The following is a 12495-nucleotide window of genomic DNA, read 5'->3' on the forward strand; positions in this document are numbered from 1 at the left end:
TGGGATTTGCTGGACATTTACCCTATACGGCGGCAGCCGTGGACAAACCCCTCGCCACGGTGACACGCGAGGCGATTGCCGGTAAGAATTTCAACCGATTAGAGTTTCTCTGGGAGGATTGTCATGTCAGCATACACCACGGCTTCGACTTTGGCACAAAACTGGACCAACCGCCCCTACCACCGCAAATGGCTGCTGGATCAGGCCAATGGCCTGTTCGACTTCTTCCAGTATACGAGCGTCAATCCCAAGGGCGGCTTTTACGACCTGGCACGCGACGGCAAGCCTCTTTCCATCGACAATCCGGTGCGCGGCATCCATGCCAGCGCCCGCATGGTCCACTGCTTTGCCATCGGCGACCTTTTGGGACGTCCGGGCGCCGCCGACCTCGTCGACCACGGCATAGAATTTCTCTGGAACCACCATCGCGACGAGACCCATGGCGGCTACTTCTGGCAGGTTGATGACAATGGCGCCGTCGACGCCTCGAAGCAGGGTTACGGCCACGCCTTCGTGTTGCTTGCAGCCGCTTCCGCCAAGACCATCGGCCACCCCCTCGCCGACCGCATGCTCGCGGATATCAGCGAGGTGCTGGAGAAGCGGTTCTGGGAGAACAAGCACGGCGCGATCGCCGAGGAATTTTCCGCCGACTGGCAGCCGGTGCCGGGCTATCGCGGCCAGAATTCCAATATGCACCTGACCGAGGCGCTGATGGCCGCCTTCGAGGCGACCGGCGAACGCCATTACCTCGACAAGGCGATCAGCATCGCCGACCTCTTGATCCGCCGCCGCGCGGCGGAGCAAGGTTACCGTGTGCCGGAGCATTTCGACGAGAACTGGACGCTCGATCGCATCTACTACCACCAGAACGAAATGTTCCGTCCTGCCGGCACCACGCCCGGGCACTGGCTCGAATGGGCCCGCCTCGTGCTGCAACTCTGGGTGCTTGGCGGCAAGACGCACGACTGGATGCCGGAAGCGGCTCGCGGCCTGTTCTTCCAGTCCATGTCGCTCGGCTGGGACAAGGAAAATGGCGGCTTCTTCTATACGCTCGACTGGGAAAACGTGCCCGACAAGAAGATGAAACTGTGGTGGCCGCTCTGCGAAGGGGCCGCGGCCGCCCATTTCCTCAACCAGCATGTGCCCACTGATTTCCACGAGGAAAGCTACCGCAGGATCTGGAGTTTCATCGCCAATCACAGCCTCGATCATGCCCATGGCGGCTGGCATGAGGAACTGACCGAGGATCTCAAGCCCTCGAATACTCTCTTCCCCGGCAAGGGCGACATCTATCATGCCCTGCAGGCCTGTCTGATCCCGCTCTTTCCGGCAACGGGAAGCTTGCCCCGCGTCATCCAGGAGACCGGCGGGACATTCTAACGGGCTATTGCTTCGGCGGCTTTCCGTTCGAGCGGAAAGTCGCGGCGAAAATCTCGCCCTGCGGTGTCCGGCCCTTGCAGCGAACAGTCACCGGCCCTTTGTAAGGATTTCCGTAAGCGCAGGAGCCGCTCGCCGGCACAACCCTCGGCATCGCCGCGCCGGTGCCGTCATTGTATACGACGCGGTCAAGTCCATAGGTGTTGCGATCGCGCGCCTTGCCAAAGCCCGAAAAGGTCAGGATCCTGTTGTCCGAGAGCAGGAAGTAGAAGCCGGTGCGCCCGTCGGCATAGCTGATAATGCCGAGCTTGGAGTTGCAGCCGGCGGTCAGATCCTCGTCGCCGGCCACGACCCGAACGCACTTGCCCTCGAGCGCCTTGAACCCAACAGGCGCCGGCGGGCCTCCGGCAAACGCCATCGCCATTGGCCAAAGCAAGGCGAGAGCCGTCCCGCTGATCATTCTCGTCACCCGCATTCCCTCGCTTTCCATTGCACTCGTCAGACAATCTGCCCCCGCCACCGGTCTGGATCAAGCGGGACGGAATCCCCCGTCTACTCCGGCCGCTCCTCGACCAGCGTTCCGTCGATGATCATATCGCTGGGATGCAGGATAACGCGGTCGCCCTCGGCAAGCCCGCCGAGAAGTTCAGCCGCCTCGTCGTTCATGTGGCCGATCTCGACCGCCACCTGCCGCGCCCGGCCGGCACGGATGACGAACACGCTCCACTGCCTGCCGTTCCGGAAAAGCGCGCTGATCGGCAAATGCAATACGTCGTCACCCTGCCACAGCGTCAGGCGCGCATAGACACGGAAGCCGTGGCCAAGCCGCAGATCGCTTTCGGAGAGGTCGAGCACAAGATTGACCCGCTGCTCCTCGATACCGAGCGCCGAAACCTTGGTGAAGCCCGCCGGATCAATCCGCCGCACCGTGGCGGCCAGCGACTTGTCACCGCCCCAGTCGAAGATCTCGGCCTTCGCGCCGGGCTTGATACGCACGGCATCGGAAGACAAAAGATCAACAGTTACCTCAAGGTCGGAGGGATCGCCGATCTCGGCGATCTTGGAGCCGACCGCGACCGGCTGCTCGCTTTTGGCGAAGACGGACAGAACGACCCCGTCGACCGGTGCCGTCAGATAGACACAGCAGCGGCTGTCGGTCTGTCTGTTCGGATCGCCCGCCGGGATGAGGCGCGCCTCGGCGCTGGCAAACTCCGCCTTGCGCAGTTCGATCGCCGCCTCAGCCGAACCGATCTGCGCCTCGAGCACCTCGACGTCGGTGCCGGCCTTTTCCAGAGCGCTCTGGGAGATGAATTTCGTCTTGGCAAGCGTCTCGGCCCGCCTCAGGGTATCACGGGCCAACTGAAGGTCGGATTGCAGGCGCCCAAGGTCGATTTCAGCCATGGTGACTGCGGCCCGCGCCGCGTCGCGCGCCGCAACCAGTTCGGCCCGACTGCGGCTGTCGATCAGCGGTGGATCAAGCGGATGAATGGCCGCGACCACGGTGACCCCGGCCTTGACCGCATCTCCCTCGTCAAGCACGGTGCGGGCAAGATGACCGGCGATCGGCGAGGAGACCGAATAGACTTCCCTCACCCGCGTCACACCCTCCTGCGAAACCGTGACGCGCATGCCCCCCCGCGTAACCGCTCCCACGTCCACCAATTGCGGCCTTTCCCTCAGCGCATAGGCGAAACCGGCGACCATCGCGCCGACCGCAGCGACACCGATGGCGCGCTTGATCCATTTCCCCTGCATCGGGCTACTCCCTGGATTTCAAAACGGCGATGAGGTCGAGCTCATCGATGCGCCGGCGCACGATCAACGCCGAGGCCAGCGATGCACCAAGAACCACAAGGCTCGCTATGGCAAATGTCGATTGATTAATAAAGAAGGGGATACGGAACAGATCGCTCTCGATTCCCTCAGTCACAAGCTTGGAGAAGGCATAGCCAAGCACCCAGCCGAGCGGCTGAGCCGCAAGGATCACCACGGCCAACTCCGTCATCAGCACCCGGGACACCTCCGCAGGAGTAAACCCGAGCACCCGCAGGCTCGCCAGTTCGCGCGCCCGCTCGGACAGCTGAATGCGCGCCGAATTGTAGATCAGGCCGAAGGCGACGATGACCGCGAGCGTCATGTAGACAATCTGGATCATCAATATGTTCTCCTCGATGGTCGCCCGGAAACGCTCACGCGACAAGCCGATCAACATGACGAAGGCAAGCGCCGGCGTGTTCTTCACCTCAGCAAACAGAGCGTCCCTTTGCAACGCATCGAGCGAGACGCGGGCACCGGAAATACGGCGCCCGTCCCCGACCAGACGGTCCAGCGCCTCGATATGCATGTAGGCGTCGGTGCCGACAAGGCTCTGGCTGATACCGGTCACCGGCACCATCACCTTCCTGTGGTCGCGCTCGACCAGTTCGACCTCGACCATATCGCCGACCTTGAGGCCCAGCGCATCGGCGACGCGTCCGATCAGCAGAATTCCGTTCGGCGGCGGTGGGATGGGTCGCATGTCGGCATCCATGATCCGCCCAAGGTCGGTCTCTGCCTCAACGCCGAAGATCGTCAGGTCCTTTTCACTGTGCCGGTTGCGCAGGGTCACCGAGATGGCGCGGAACGGCTCGGCCCTGAGCACGCCCGGCAATTGCCGCACGGAATCAAGCGCAGCGATCGGCCGGTCCTGATCAAAATGCAGGCTGGCATCCTGCCGTTCCATGCGAAAGAATATCTCCTCGACCATATGGCTCACGGCATCGCCCGAGAACATCGAGACGACAAGCAGCGCCACGGAAAAGGACACGCCGAGCGAGGTCAGCGCGGCGCGCACGGGCGCCCGGACGATCTGGCGAAAGGCCATGATAGTGAGTTGTGACAGGAATTTCGGTCCCCGCCTGTACCCCTTGAACAGCGAGCGGAACCGCAAGGGCGCCGGCGGCAGCATGGCGACGGCCGCCGGCAGCGCGACCACCGACCAGATCGCCCGAATTGCCCCGGCGAACGCAGCGGCAAGACAGATCCCTGCCGACATCGCATAGAGGTCGAAGCTCTCGCGGAAGATCAGGAAGGGAAAGGAAAAAAAGCGGGCATAGAGACGCGTCATTTCCCGTCCGGTCCAGTTGCCGGCCAGAAAGCCAATCGCGACGCCGATCAAGGCGATGACAGCCGTCAATTTGATATAGTGCCAGGCGACCTCCGTGTCGCGATAGCCAAGCGCCTTGAGCAGACCGATCTGCTCACGTTCCAAAGTGATCAACCGTGTCAGGATCATGTTGACGAGAAAGGCGGCGACGAACAGGAAGATGGGTGGAATGACCGCCGCCATCGCCCGCAACTCGTCGAGTTCGTTGGCTAGGAAGGTGTCGGAGATCTGATCTTCGCGACCATAGGCGCCGCGTCCGCCATACGGCTCGAGCAGAGCGTCGACCGCGGCCTTGATCACCTCCGGATTGGTGCCGCGCAACGTTGAGAGAACGACATTGTTGAAGGCATCACCCATGTCAAACATGCCTTCGAGCGCCTTGCGCGACATGTAGAACACTCCGAAACGCCGCGGGTCTGGCACCATATCGCCCGGCCCGATGGTGTAGATATATTCCGGCGACAACACGATGCCGGTCACCGTCAGCATCTGCTTGCGGCCGTTCATCACGGCGGCAAACCTGCTGCCCTCCCTCAGTCGATGCGCCTTGGCAAAGCTCTCCAGCACCGCTGCCTCGTCGCCTCTTCCTGGTTCAGGCAAGCGGCCGCTGCGGATGTAGAGACGATTGACACCCGGCTGTCCGCTGTCCGGCAACGAGACGGCCACACCGGTTGCCGGCTCGACCATGCCCTCGATGTCGAGCATCACATATTTGACGATGCGAAGCTCCAGTCCACCGATCCCCTCGATCGAAGCGATCCGGTCGCGCAGGTGAAGCGGCGCCCGATTGGCCTCGGCGAAGAGATTGGCGAAACGATAGCGCTCGTAGAAGACGTCGCGCGTCTCCTCGAGCGACCGGTAAGAACCGATGGCGATGATGATTGTCGCAACCCCGCAAGCCATGACCAGCGCCACGGCAAGCACCTGGGCCCAGAGGCGCAGGAGGTCGCGGTAGAGCTTGCGGTCGAGCATCGACATGGCGCTACCAGCTCACGGCGGACGGCGGCAGCCGCACCGCATTGGTGGAGGATTCCTCGATCCGGCCGTCGCGGAAGGAAAAGACCCGATGGGCGATCTGGCGGATCGCGGCATTGTGGGTGATGATCGCCATGGTCGTGTTGAACTCGGCATTGACCCGGCACAGGACATCGAGAACGAGCACGCCGGTCTTGGAATCCAGCGCCCCCGTCGGTTCGTCACAGAGCAGCACATCCGGCCGCTTGACGATGGCACGGGCGATAGCGACGCGCTGCTGCTCGCCGCCGGAAAGCTGCGCCGGGAAATGGTCCATGCGATCCTTCAGCCCGACCATATCGAGCGCTTCGCCGGCGTCCATGGGATTGCTGGCGATTTCCGTCACCAAGGCGACATTCTCATAGGCCGTCAGGCTCGGGATGAGATTGTAGAACTGGAAGACGAAGCCGATATGGTCGCGGCGGAACTGTGTGAGCTGGCGCTCGCTGAAGCCGGTCAGTTCATGGTCGGCGCAGCGAACGGACCCCGCCGTGGCGCGATCGAGCCCGCCCATGATGTTGAGTAGCGTCGACTTGCCGCTGCCCGAGGGCCCAAGCAGCACCGCCATCTCGCCGCGCTCCAGGCTCAGATCGACGCCACGCAAGGCCCAGACCTCCACATCGCCGGTGCGATAGGTCTTCGTCACACCATCAACCTGAAAGAGAACCTCTGCCATCCCGCATCCTTGCCATATTGACTTAACGATAAGCACTGCATCCAAGCCCGGCCTTGACCAAAGTCAAACCTGATCCGCCAAACGGGCCTCCCCCGCCTGCAAACGCCTCCAGCTCACCGCTCTGTCGCGGCGCCCCGAAAGCCGTAAGGGCCATGAGGATGTCCAGGCTCTCAACAGCGCCGATAGGCACCGGTCACCGTGTCGATGACATCGCGGTCGTCTCCGCCCCGCGCAAGATCTGCGCAACGATCGACTCCGGCGTCGCCAACGTACTCCTCACGCGGAGCACCGGCTTCTGATTACGCAGCTGGTTCCCCCTCACAGCGCTCCCTCTCGCGAACAGGTACCGCGTCCGTTGGTGCCCTGACGAGTTTGGGCAGCCTTGCCCCCAACCGGAGCGCCAGACTGGAGAGTGCGCTGCGGCCAGAGACCAGAACGTCGCCGACCGCTATCGCTTGGCGGTATTCCGGCCACACCCCGCTCGCATTCGGATCTGCCGCGCAGCCACCGCTCCCATCCCTTTACCACGACAATTTCAGAGGAGGACAGCCGTTGCAATTGGCGCTAGAGTGATGACTTCCGGGGAACAATCACCCCTTGTGGAAATCTCCGGTGGATCGCAGCCTTTTGCCCTTGGAGGGACCATGAAGCCCGTTCTGTTCGCCGCTTTCGCCGTAATCGCCGCCCCGTCCCTTGCCGCTGCCCAGTCGCCCGGCATGGAAGAAATCTGCGCGACCGTCGCCCGCAATTTCGAAATGGTCAAGGCGGTGAAAATCGGCGTCGTCCAGTCCTTCCCGGAACTCAAGCCGCCGGGCGCGCGACTGACCTATTCGACCAAGATGGCCGCTGAAGACACTGACATCCGCGACACGATCGAATGCCAGTTCGAAACGGCAAGCGCCCCATACAAACTGCTGGAGTTCTGTCTCGGCCGAACCTGCTACTCGGCCGACGAGAAGGACCCGGTACGCCGCCGCCGCTTCGAGGAAGCCAGATCGCTGCTCGACAGGCAAAAATAGATGTACATCTCTTTCGCATAGCATTCACCAGGCGCTTGCTTGGCATTCCTGTGCATGACGCGGGCCGCGTGCGAGGATTGGAAGCGGGTTTCCAATGAGAAGACACCACACCCGAAGACGGAAATGGTGGGCCCGGAGGTTGGAACATAATTAAGCGTTTTCAGATGGTTAAGTGCCCCGCACCTGCAAAAATCCACCATTGATTTCGTTTTTGAATATCTAGCGTACCCCGCACCACTCTCGAGAAAGGCTCGAGGGTGACTTACAGACTAGCTCCCGCCGCGAACCATCGGTTTGCACAATCACGCCAACTAGCCCAGCGACTTGAGCAAGTCGGTGCCGACGTATTCGTCTCGGATAGAGATCGATATCTCGTTCTGCTGCAGGATGCTCCTGGTGAGATCATCGAACTCGGGCGACCCACCCGTGGATCGCGGATGTTCAAGGCAAATGCACGCCGCAGGAACGTCCCAGTGGTGCGCGACTTTGAAGCGTTCGCGGCTGATATAGGGCTTCAGGATTGTGTATTCTGGTGTGTCGGCATCCCCAGCGCCAAGGTGAGCTCAGAGGCTCTGGAAGCCGGTCTCAAAGCGTTCAACTCCCTTTTGAATATCCACCTAAGCGAACTTAGGAAACGATGCTCTTTCGAGCTTCTCCTTCTCACGATTCATCCGCGCTTCGATCCCGTCAGCGGGCTTTTTGACCTCCATGCGCACTTCATAGCACGCATACCGCCTGTTGCGCGGGAAACTGCAAAACGTCGGCTGACTGCCAAGTTTTCAAAGGTGGACTTGCCTGATTACCCTATACGCAAGGCCGGTGCGGTAGCTACCTATATGCTCTGGGGCATATGGCGAGAAAGCGAGATGCTTGGGTGGCCAGATGACGCGCTTGCTGCAGCGTGGGAACTGAGCCGCAAGCGCTGCCGCTTGTTTCGGGCAGGCGGAGGTTTCGCCCGATGGAGAGCGGCGGTCCGTTCAATTGCATCGAAGGCGAATTTGAAGCCCTCTGCGGAAATCGTAGCTGCTAACAGGAAGGAGACGGCGCACTCACCCCGCTGTGAACCGACGACTGACCGGATACTAGCTAAGGTACTCGTTCGGTACGGCAGCCGCCGCGTCGCGGCATTGCTATGCGAGAACCGCACAACGGCAGGCACAGAAGCTGGATGCCCATCCGCTATTCGCGCCGATGAATATTCTTCAGCGAATAGCGTCGTAACTCAGGAACGGAAACTGCTCAGAACCTATTTGTCAGGCCTGCGTGCACAGCAAGGAGAAATCGACGGTCGCGGTACTGGCGAGATAGCATCACCAAACAGAAGGCTGTGCCGCGCATTTCGGGCTTTGGCAAGGATTCGAGGACCTCCATCATCTCGGCGATTCCTTGCTGCGTACGACGAAATTAAAAGTGGCATGAAACATTTTTGCGTGCGGAGTGACTGACGAGGCTCCAGAAGGTATAAAATGCCAATCAAGCCCCAAATGCTCGCATCTGCGCGGTCCAAACGGACGACTGCTTGCTATCTCACCGCAAGGATTCAATTTGGGCTCCCTGCGGAGTCAGAAGTTGGCACGCATCGCCGGATGCTCAGCGTTATTTTTCAATGGCTGTCCAAATGCTTCACCAAGAAATACGCGGCGAAGGCCGTCGGTTCTCCGGCTGATCCAGCGACCTCGAATCCTTCATCAGTTCAGCCTTCAAATCAAAACGTAGGCTTCAACCTTGAGGAATTCTGTTCCAATCCTTGATGCCCTCAAGGACTAAAAAAATAGACAAATCAATATCTTGCTTCATCATTAAGCGGCCTCCGATGACGACGGAAGCGGATCGGGCATCATGCCCAAATATGATTGGAGTAACCGTGAATAGCGACAGCCTCTTCTTCAATACGTACCTCAATAGCCTCGCCATCGCCAGCCACGAGGCTGATGCGGATGAGACAGAAACCTCCTTTTCCGCCGTAAACAAACTGCTCGAAAAGGAGCTTTCTCTTGGAAAAGCTTACGCTGACAGAAACCCGTATTCAGAAGCGCTCGAAGAACGCCGCTACTGGGCTGGGCTCGTAAAGCGTCTGCCGCGACACTCCCAATTCCCGGCATAGCTCAGCAACAACAGTTCCTTGCTTTGCCATTGCCGCCTGCGCCAGCCGAAGTTTTGCGCCGGTCATTTTTGGCTTTCGGCCACCTACCCGCCCTCTGGCGCGGGCTGCCTTCAGTCCCGCCATAGTTCGCTCGCGGATAAGCTCTCGTTCGAATTCGGCTAAGCTGGCAAAGATGCCGAACATCAGCTTGCCCTGCGCGGTGCCTGTATCCACGGGCATTTGCCCAGCAAGCACGCGCAAACCTACCCCGCGCTTCGACAGGTCATCGACGGTGTCGACCAGATGCCGCATGTCGCGCCCAAGGCGATCAAGCTTCCAGACCACGAGAGTGTCGCCTGAGCGCAAAGCCTTGAGACAGGCATGAAGGCCGGGCCTATCGTCTCGTTTACCGGAAGCGAAATCTTCGTAGATCCGGTCGGCATCAACTCCTGCTCGCAGGAGCTCATCTTTTTGAAGGTCGAGCGTTTGGCTACCGTCTGATTTTGAAACCCGCGCATATCCAATCACCACCCCCATCATTCCCTCCAGTCCCGAAAACGGTCGTTTGTGATGCATTAGCTTTGCTGACAAAAAGATCGGCCACAAGCTGTCTTAAAAATCATCATTTTTTCAATGTTTGGAAAACGTTAGATCGTATGCAAATTCACAAACAGGAAGAAGGAATGTGCCGTGATGAATACTAAAAGCTGGTGCGACAAGGAAATGTCGGGGTATCTGTGGTGGGAAAAAACGGTTGAATACGCCTTTCTTGAGCAATTTCTGGCTGAATCAAATTTAACAAAAATCACGCCTCTTGCAGGTCCAATTGAGAGAGATCTTGGTGACGCGGTACTCAACGACGCCGATTTTTGGGGGGTCGTTGAATTCAAGCGTTGCAAGGCTGACTCTAGTTCGGAAATAGACAAGTTTGACAAGGAATTTACTAAAAGGAACGGAATAAAGTCTTATACGGATTACTATATCCACTTATGCAATCTTTATGAGGAAGATGGAGTTGCTGGCGGAGAGCCGCATATAATTGTATATGGAGCTATTGCAGGCAATAATATTCAGCCTATAGCAATGGATTACTGGCAAAGAAATGATAAGAAATTAGAAAACGTATGTTGGCATGACATGCCCATGCTTTCTCGAGATCAGTTCAGGGATTATGTCAGGGTTCTTTCACATTTTAGAGAGCCCTCAGCAAACGGAGAATTCCGCGGAGGAATTATGCTTGGTTTCGATGGCGGCGGGAACTTCGTTAGGGCTATCGATTTAGGGTACCTGCTTGATGTTCTTAAAAGAGAACCCGAAAAAAGCATGCGCTATAAGTCTAGCCAAGAACCAAAAGATCCCGAGGTTACGCTAAAACAGCCTTGGGAATGGTGAGGAGACTGTTCGCAGCCTGAGGTCCAACCTTATTGTTCGTGCTGCATCGGGTTAGGGCAGAAGTTCACATCCACCGAGCCAACGCGGGCCACTAACTGTTATTCGGCGCTCTCTGGCATAGCTGCTGGTCTCGGCTTGCAACCCTCCAAAGGGCATCACCTAGTCGAGGCTTGAGTTTGGTAACGGCGGAGGGGAGTGTAAGGAGATGCGCGTCCCCTCGTCCTTTACGTCATCGACCTCCGGCAAATTATCTAGCTGGGCCTGAAAATGTTCGGCTAAGCCCTCCGCTAACCCCCGAAATGCTCTGAGACGCTGCAATCGATCTTCGAGATCTTTGCGCAGCCCTTCGTTGACTTTGTCTCGCACAACATAGTCGTAGGTTAGCTCTGCGCAGCGTGCGAAGCCGAATCCGCGTGAACTGTGGGAATGAGCAAATGGCAGAGCCCCTTGCTCGCCAACTCATTTGCAATTTGTACCAAACCGTCCTTGTGCCGGTGGCGATAGCCGGATGCATTACGATATTGGCCGTTTCCAAAACAATCGTAGACAATGCAATTCGAGCCGCTAGGGAGACTGGCTGCAATTCTGTTCGCGAAGATCGTCTTGCCGATACCGCCAGGCGCATGAATCACCACTGGGCCTTTCGCTGAGACAATTTCGGCGATGAGGGCAAGCTCTTGATCCCGAGCCAGCGAGCCATCTAATCTTTCAATGAGGTTCGGAGCCGGAAAAAGGGCGCTCTCATCGGTAGTAGTCAGCCCTGACGGCTGCGTTCTCGGAGCACTGCACCGTCTGGCTGCAGAACGCAAATCGGCGATTAACATCTTGATGGAGAAGGTGAATGAACAAAGAGATACCAATCGAACAGGCCATTCTAAAGGACACCAGAGCTATCCGCCGCCTCCTGGAAGCGGACGAGGCGGCGAAAGGACCCGAACTTCTGATCTCGCTTCAGGAAAAAATGCTGGAAGCCATCGAACAGACCCAAGCTCAGATCACGCAGATGCACCAACTCCTGAGCAGCAGCAGGCGGAACCCAACAATCAGTTCACGCGAATAGCGCTCACGACAGAGCAGGGCCTTCAGGTTCAGAGGCTACATGCCAAGGCATGTGAGTTAGCGAAGCCTAATCTGCTACGCGTTTCTGACGAATTGAACCGCTTAGAGGTTTCCGCCAGAGCCGATTTGGCTTCTATGCTCCCAAAGAGACGCTATACGCCGGAGGTCATCGCAGCAAAGGCTGATGCCGAAAGAGCCAGAGCTGATGTTGATAGCGCTTTTGATCGACGGTGGCAGTTGGCCGAGAGCATACGGAACGCACCAAAGGTGTCTTGGTGGACATACCTTATTGGCTTAGCCGGTGCTCGCAGCAGGAGAATCGAAGAGTTGCAAAGACAACTTGCGTCCGCAGACGATCATTTGTGGCAATGCCGGACTTATGCCGGACAGTGTGAGGCGCGGCAGGTGAACGCAGAGCGACGAGCTGATCAACAGTATAGAATGGCGGCAGGAGCCGTGGCAGCAAGGCACGAGGCTGCGGAGGCGACCTTAGGGAGAGTGGCAAGGGCGCGCGTGTTCTTAGCTTCATTTCCGGAAGCTGCCGAGTCTGGGCTTGATCACGTTTTCCGTCGATCAACGCCAGCATCGGAGGATAAAGCTATCTCTCCGACACCTGCTCTTGTTCCGAGACGAACGCGATAGGGTAATTGCCTTAGGCTGTCCGCTACTTCCCTAACGAAGTTCCCTAAGGACTAGGGAGTCTGGCTAGTGGATTGTTTTTCATTAATTT

General features: G+C 58.5%; 11 protein-coding genes. 6 read left to right on the forward strand and 5 right to left on the reverse strand.

Annotated elements, in window-relative coordinates; genetic code table 11:
• Nucleotides 1-123 precede the first annotated feature (123 nt).
• Nucleotides 124-1380: an AGE family epimerase/isomerase gene (locus tag RNA01_RS03895; protein WP_147178655.1), complete on the forward strand. Its 1257-nt coding sequence runs from the start codon at nucleotides 124-126 to the stop codon at nucleotides 1378-1380.
• Between the two features lie 4 nt (nucleotides 1381-1384).
• Here the strand turns inward: RNA01_RS03895 and RNA01_RS03900 are convergent, their stop codons facing one another.
• The 4 genes from RNA01_RS03900 to RNA01_RS03915 form a co-directional block, all read right to left on the reverse strand.
• On the reverse strand, nucleotides 1385-1852 hold the full coding sequence (locus RNA01_RS03900) for a hypothetical protein (RefSeq protein WP_170253346.1): 468 nt from the start codon (nucleotides 1850-1852) through the stop codon (nucleotides 1385-1387).
• Nucleotides 1853-1929: 77 nt separating this feature from the next.
• A complete protein-coding gene (locus tag RNA01_RS03905; protein WP_147178657.1) occupies nucleotides 1930-3132 on the reverse strand; it encodes an efflux RND transporter periplasmic adaptor subunit in 1203 nt (400 codons plus the stop codon).
• Between the two features lie 4 nt (nucleotides 3133-3136).
• A complete protein-coding gene (locus tag RNA01_RS03910) occupies nucleotides 3137-5500 on the reverse strand; it encodes an ABC transporter permease (protein ID WP_147178658.1) in 2364 nt (787 codons plus the stop codon).
• 4 nt (nucleotides 5501-5504) lie between these two features.
• Nucleotides 5505-6212 carry an ABC transporter ATP-binding protein gene (locus tag RNA01_RS03915; RefSeq protein ID WP_174824535.1) on the reverse strand — a complete coding sequence of 236 codons (708 nt, stop codon included), beginning with the start codon at nucleotides 6210-6212 and terminating at the stop codon, nucleotides 5505-5507.
• Nucleotides 6213-6370: 158 nt separating this feature from the next.
• Between RNA01_RS03915 and RNA01_RS23620 the strand changes: the two genes are divergently transcribed.
• The 3 genes from RNA01_RS23620 to RNA01_RS03925 all read left to right on the forward strand — a co-directional run bounded on the left by RNA01_RS23620 (nucleotide 6371) and on the right by RNA01_RS03925 (nucleotide 8676).
• Nucleotides 6371-6511 carry a hypothetical protein gene (locus RNA01_RS23620; RefSeq protein WP_170253347.1) on the forward strand — a complete coding sequence of 47 codons (141 nt, stop codon included), beginning with the start codon at nucleotides 6371-6373 and terminating at the stop codon, nucleotides 6509-6511.
• Between the two features lie 345 nt (nucleotides 6512-6856).
• On the forward strand, nucleotides 6857-7231 hold the full coding sequence (locus tag RNA01_RS03920) for a hypothetical protein (RefSeq protein WP_147178659.1): 375 nt from the start codon (nucleotides 6857-6859) through the stop codon (nucleotides 7229-7231).
• Nucleotides 7232-7668: 437 nt separating this feature from the next.
• Complete coding sequence (locus RNA01_RS03925; RefSeq protein ID WP_147178660.1) at nucleotides 7669-8676, forward strand: hypothetical protein; 1008 nt, start codon at nucleotides 7669-7671, stop codon at nucleotides 8674-8676.
• 581 nt (nucleotides 8677-9257) lie between these two features.
• Here RNA01_RS03925 and RNA01_RS03930 read toward each other — a convergent pair.
• Entirely contained in the window at nucleotides 9258-9845 is a 588-nt protein-coding gene (locus RNA01_RS03930) for a recombinase family protein (protein WP_210245729.1), read from the reverse strand.
• A gap of 159 nt (nucleotides 9846-10004) precedes the next feature.
• Here RNA01_RS03930 and RNA01_RS03935 point away from each other — a divergent pair, with 159 nt between their 5' ends.
• Together RNA01_RS03935 and RNA01_RS03940 are read left to right on the forward strand one after the other, a co-directional pair.
• Nucleotides 10005-10706, forward strand: coding sequence for a hypothetical protein (locus RNA01_RS03935; RefSeq protein ID WP_147178662.1), 702 nt, complete (start codon nucleotides 10005-10007; stop codon nucleotides 10704-10706).
• An 841-nt stretch (nucleotides 10707-11547) separates the two neighbouring features.
• Entirely contained in the window at nucleotides 11548-11766 is a 219-nt protein-coding gene (locus tag RNA01_RS03940) for a hypothetical protein (protein WP_147178663.1), read from the forward strand.
• Nucleotides 11767-12495: the final 729 nt, after the last annotated feature.

Source organism: Paenirhizobium naphthalenivorans (assembly GCF_007992095.1).
Taxonomy (GTDB): domain Bacteria; phylum Pseudomonadota; class Alphaproteobacteria; order Rhizobiales; family Rhizobiaceae; genus Allorhizobium; species Allorhizobium naphthalenivorans.

What these genes read in the sequence shown, in the direction of transcription:
- RNA01_RS03915 (WP_174824535.1), bottom strand. Translation starts at nt 6,212, where the DNA reads ATGGCAGAGGTTCTCTTTCAGGTTGATGGTGTGACGAAGACCTATCGC.
- RNA01_RS03900 (WP_170253346.1), bottom strand. Translation starts at nt 1,852, where the DNA reads ATGCGGGTGACGAGAATGATCAGCGGGACGGCTCTCGCCTTGCTTTGG.
- RNA01_RS03905 (WP_147178657.1), bottom strand. Translation starts at nt 3,132, where the DNA reads ATGCAGGGGAAATGGATCAAGCGCGCCATCGGTGTCGCTGCGGTCGGC.
- RNA01_RS23620 (WP_170253347.1), top strand. Translation starts at nt 6,371, where the DNA reads ATGTCCAGGCTCTCAACAGCGCCGATAGGCACCGGTCACCGTGTCGAT.
- RNA01_RS03910 (WP_147178658.1), bottom strand. Translation starts at nt 5,500, where the DNA reads ATGTCGATGCTCGACCGCAAGCTCTACCGCGACCTCCTGCGCCTCTGG.
- RNA01_RS03925 (WP_147178660.1), top strand. Translation starts at nt 7,669, where the DNA reads ATGTTCAAGGCAAATGCACGCCGCAGGAACGTCCCAGTGGTGCGCGAC.
- RNA01_RS03920 (WP_147178659.1), top strand. Translation starts at nt 6,857, where the DNA reads ATGAAGCCCGTTCTGTTCGCCGCTTTCGCCGTAATCGCCGCCCCGTCC.
- RNA01_RS03940 (WP_147178663.1), top strand. Translation starts at nt 11,548, where the DNA reads ATGAACAAAGAGATACCAATCGAACAGGCCATTCTAAAGGACACCAGA.
- RNA01_RS03895 (WP_147178655.1), top strand. Translation starts at nt 124, where the DNA reads ATGTCAGCATACACCACGGCTTCGACTTTGGCACAAAACTGGACCAAC.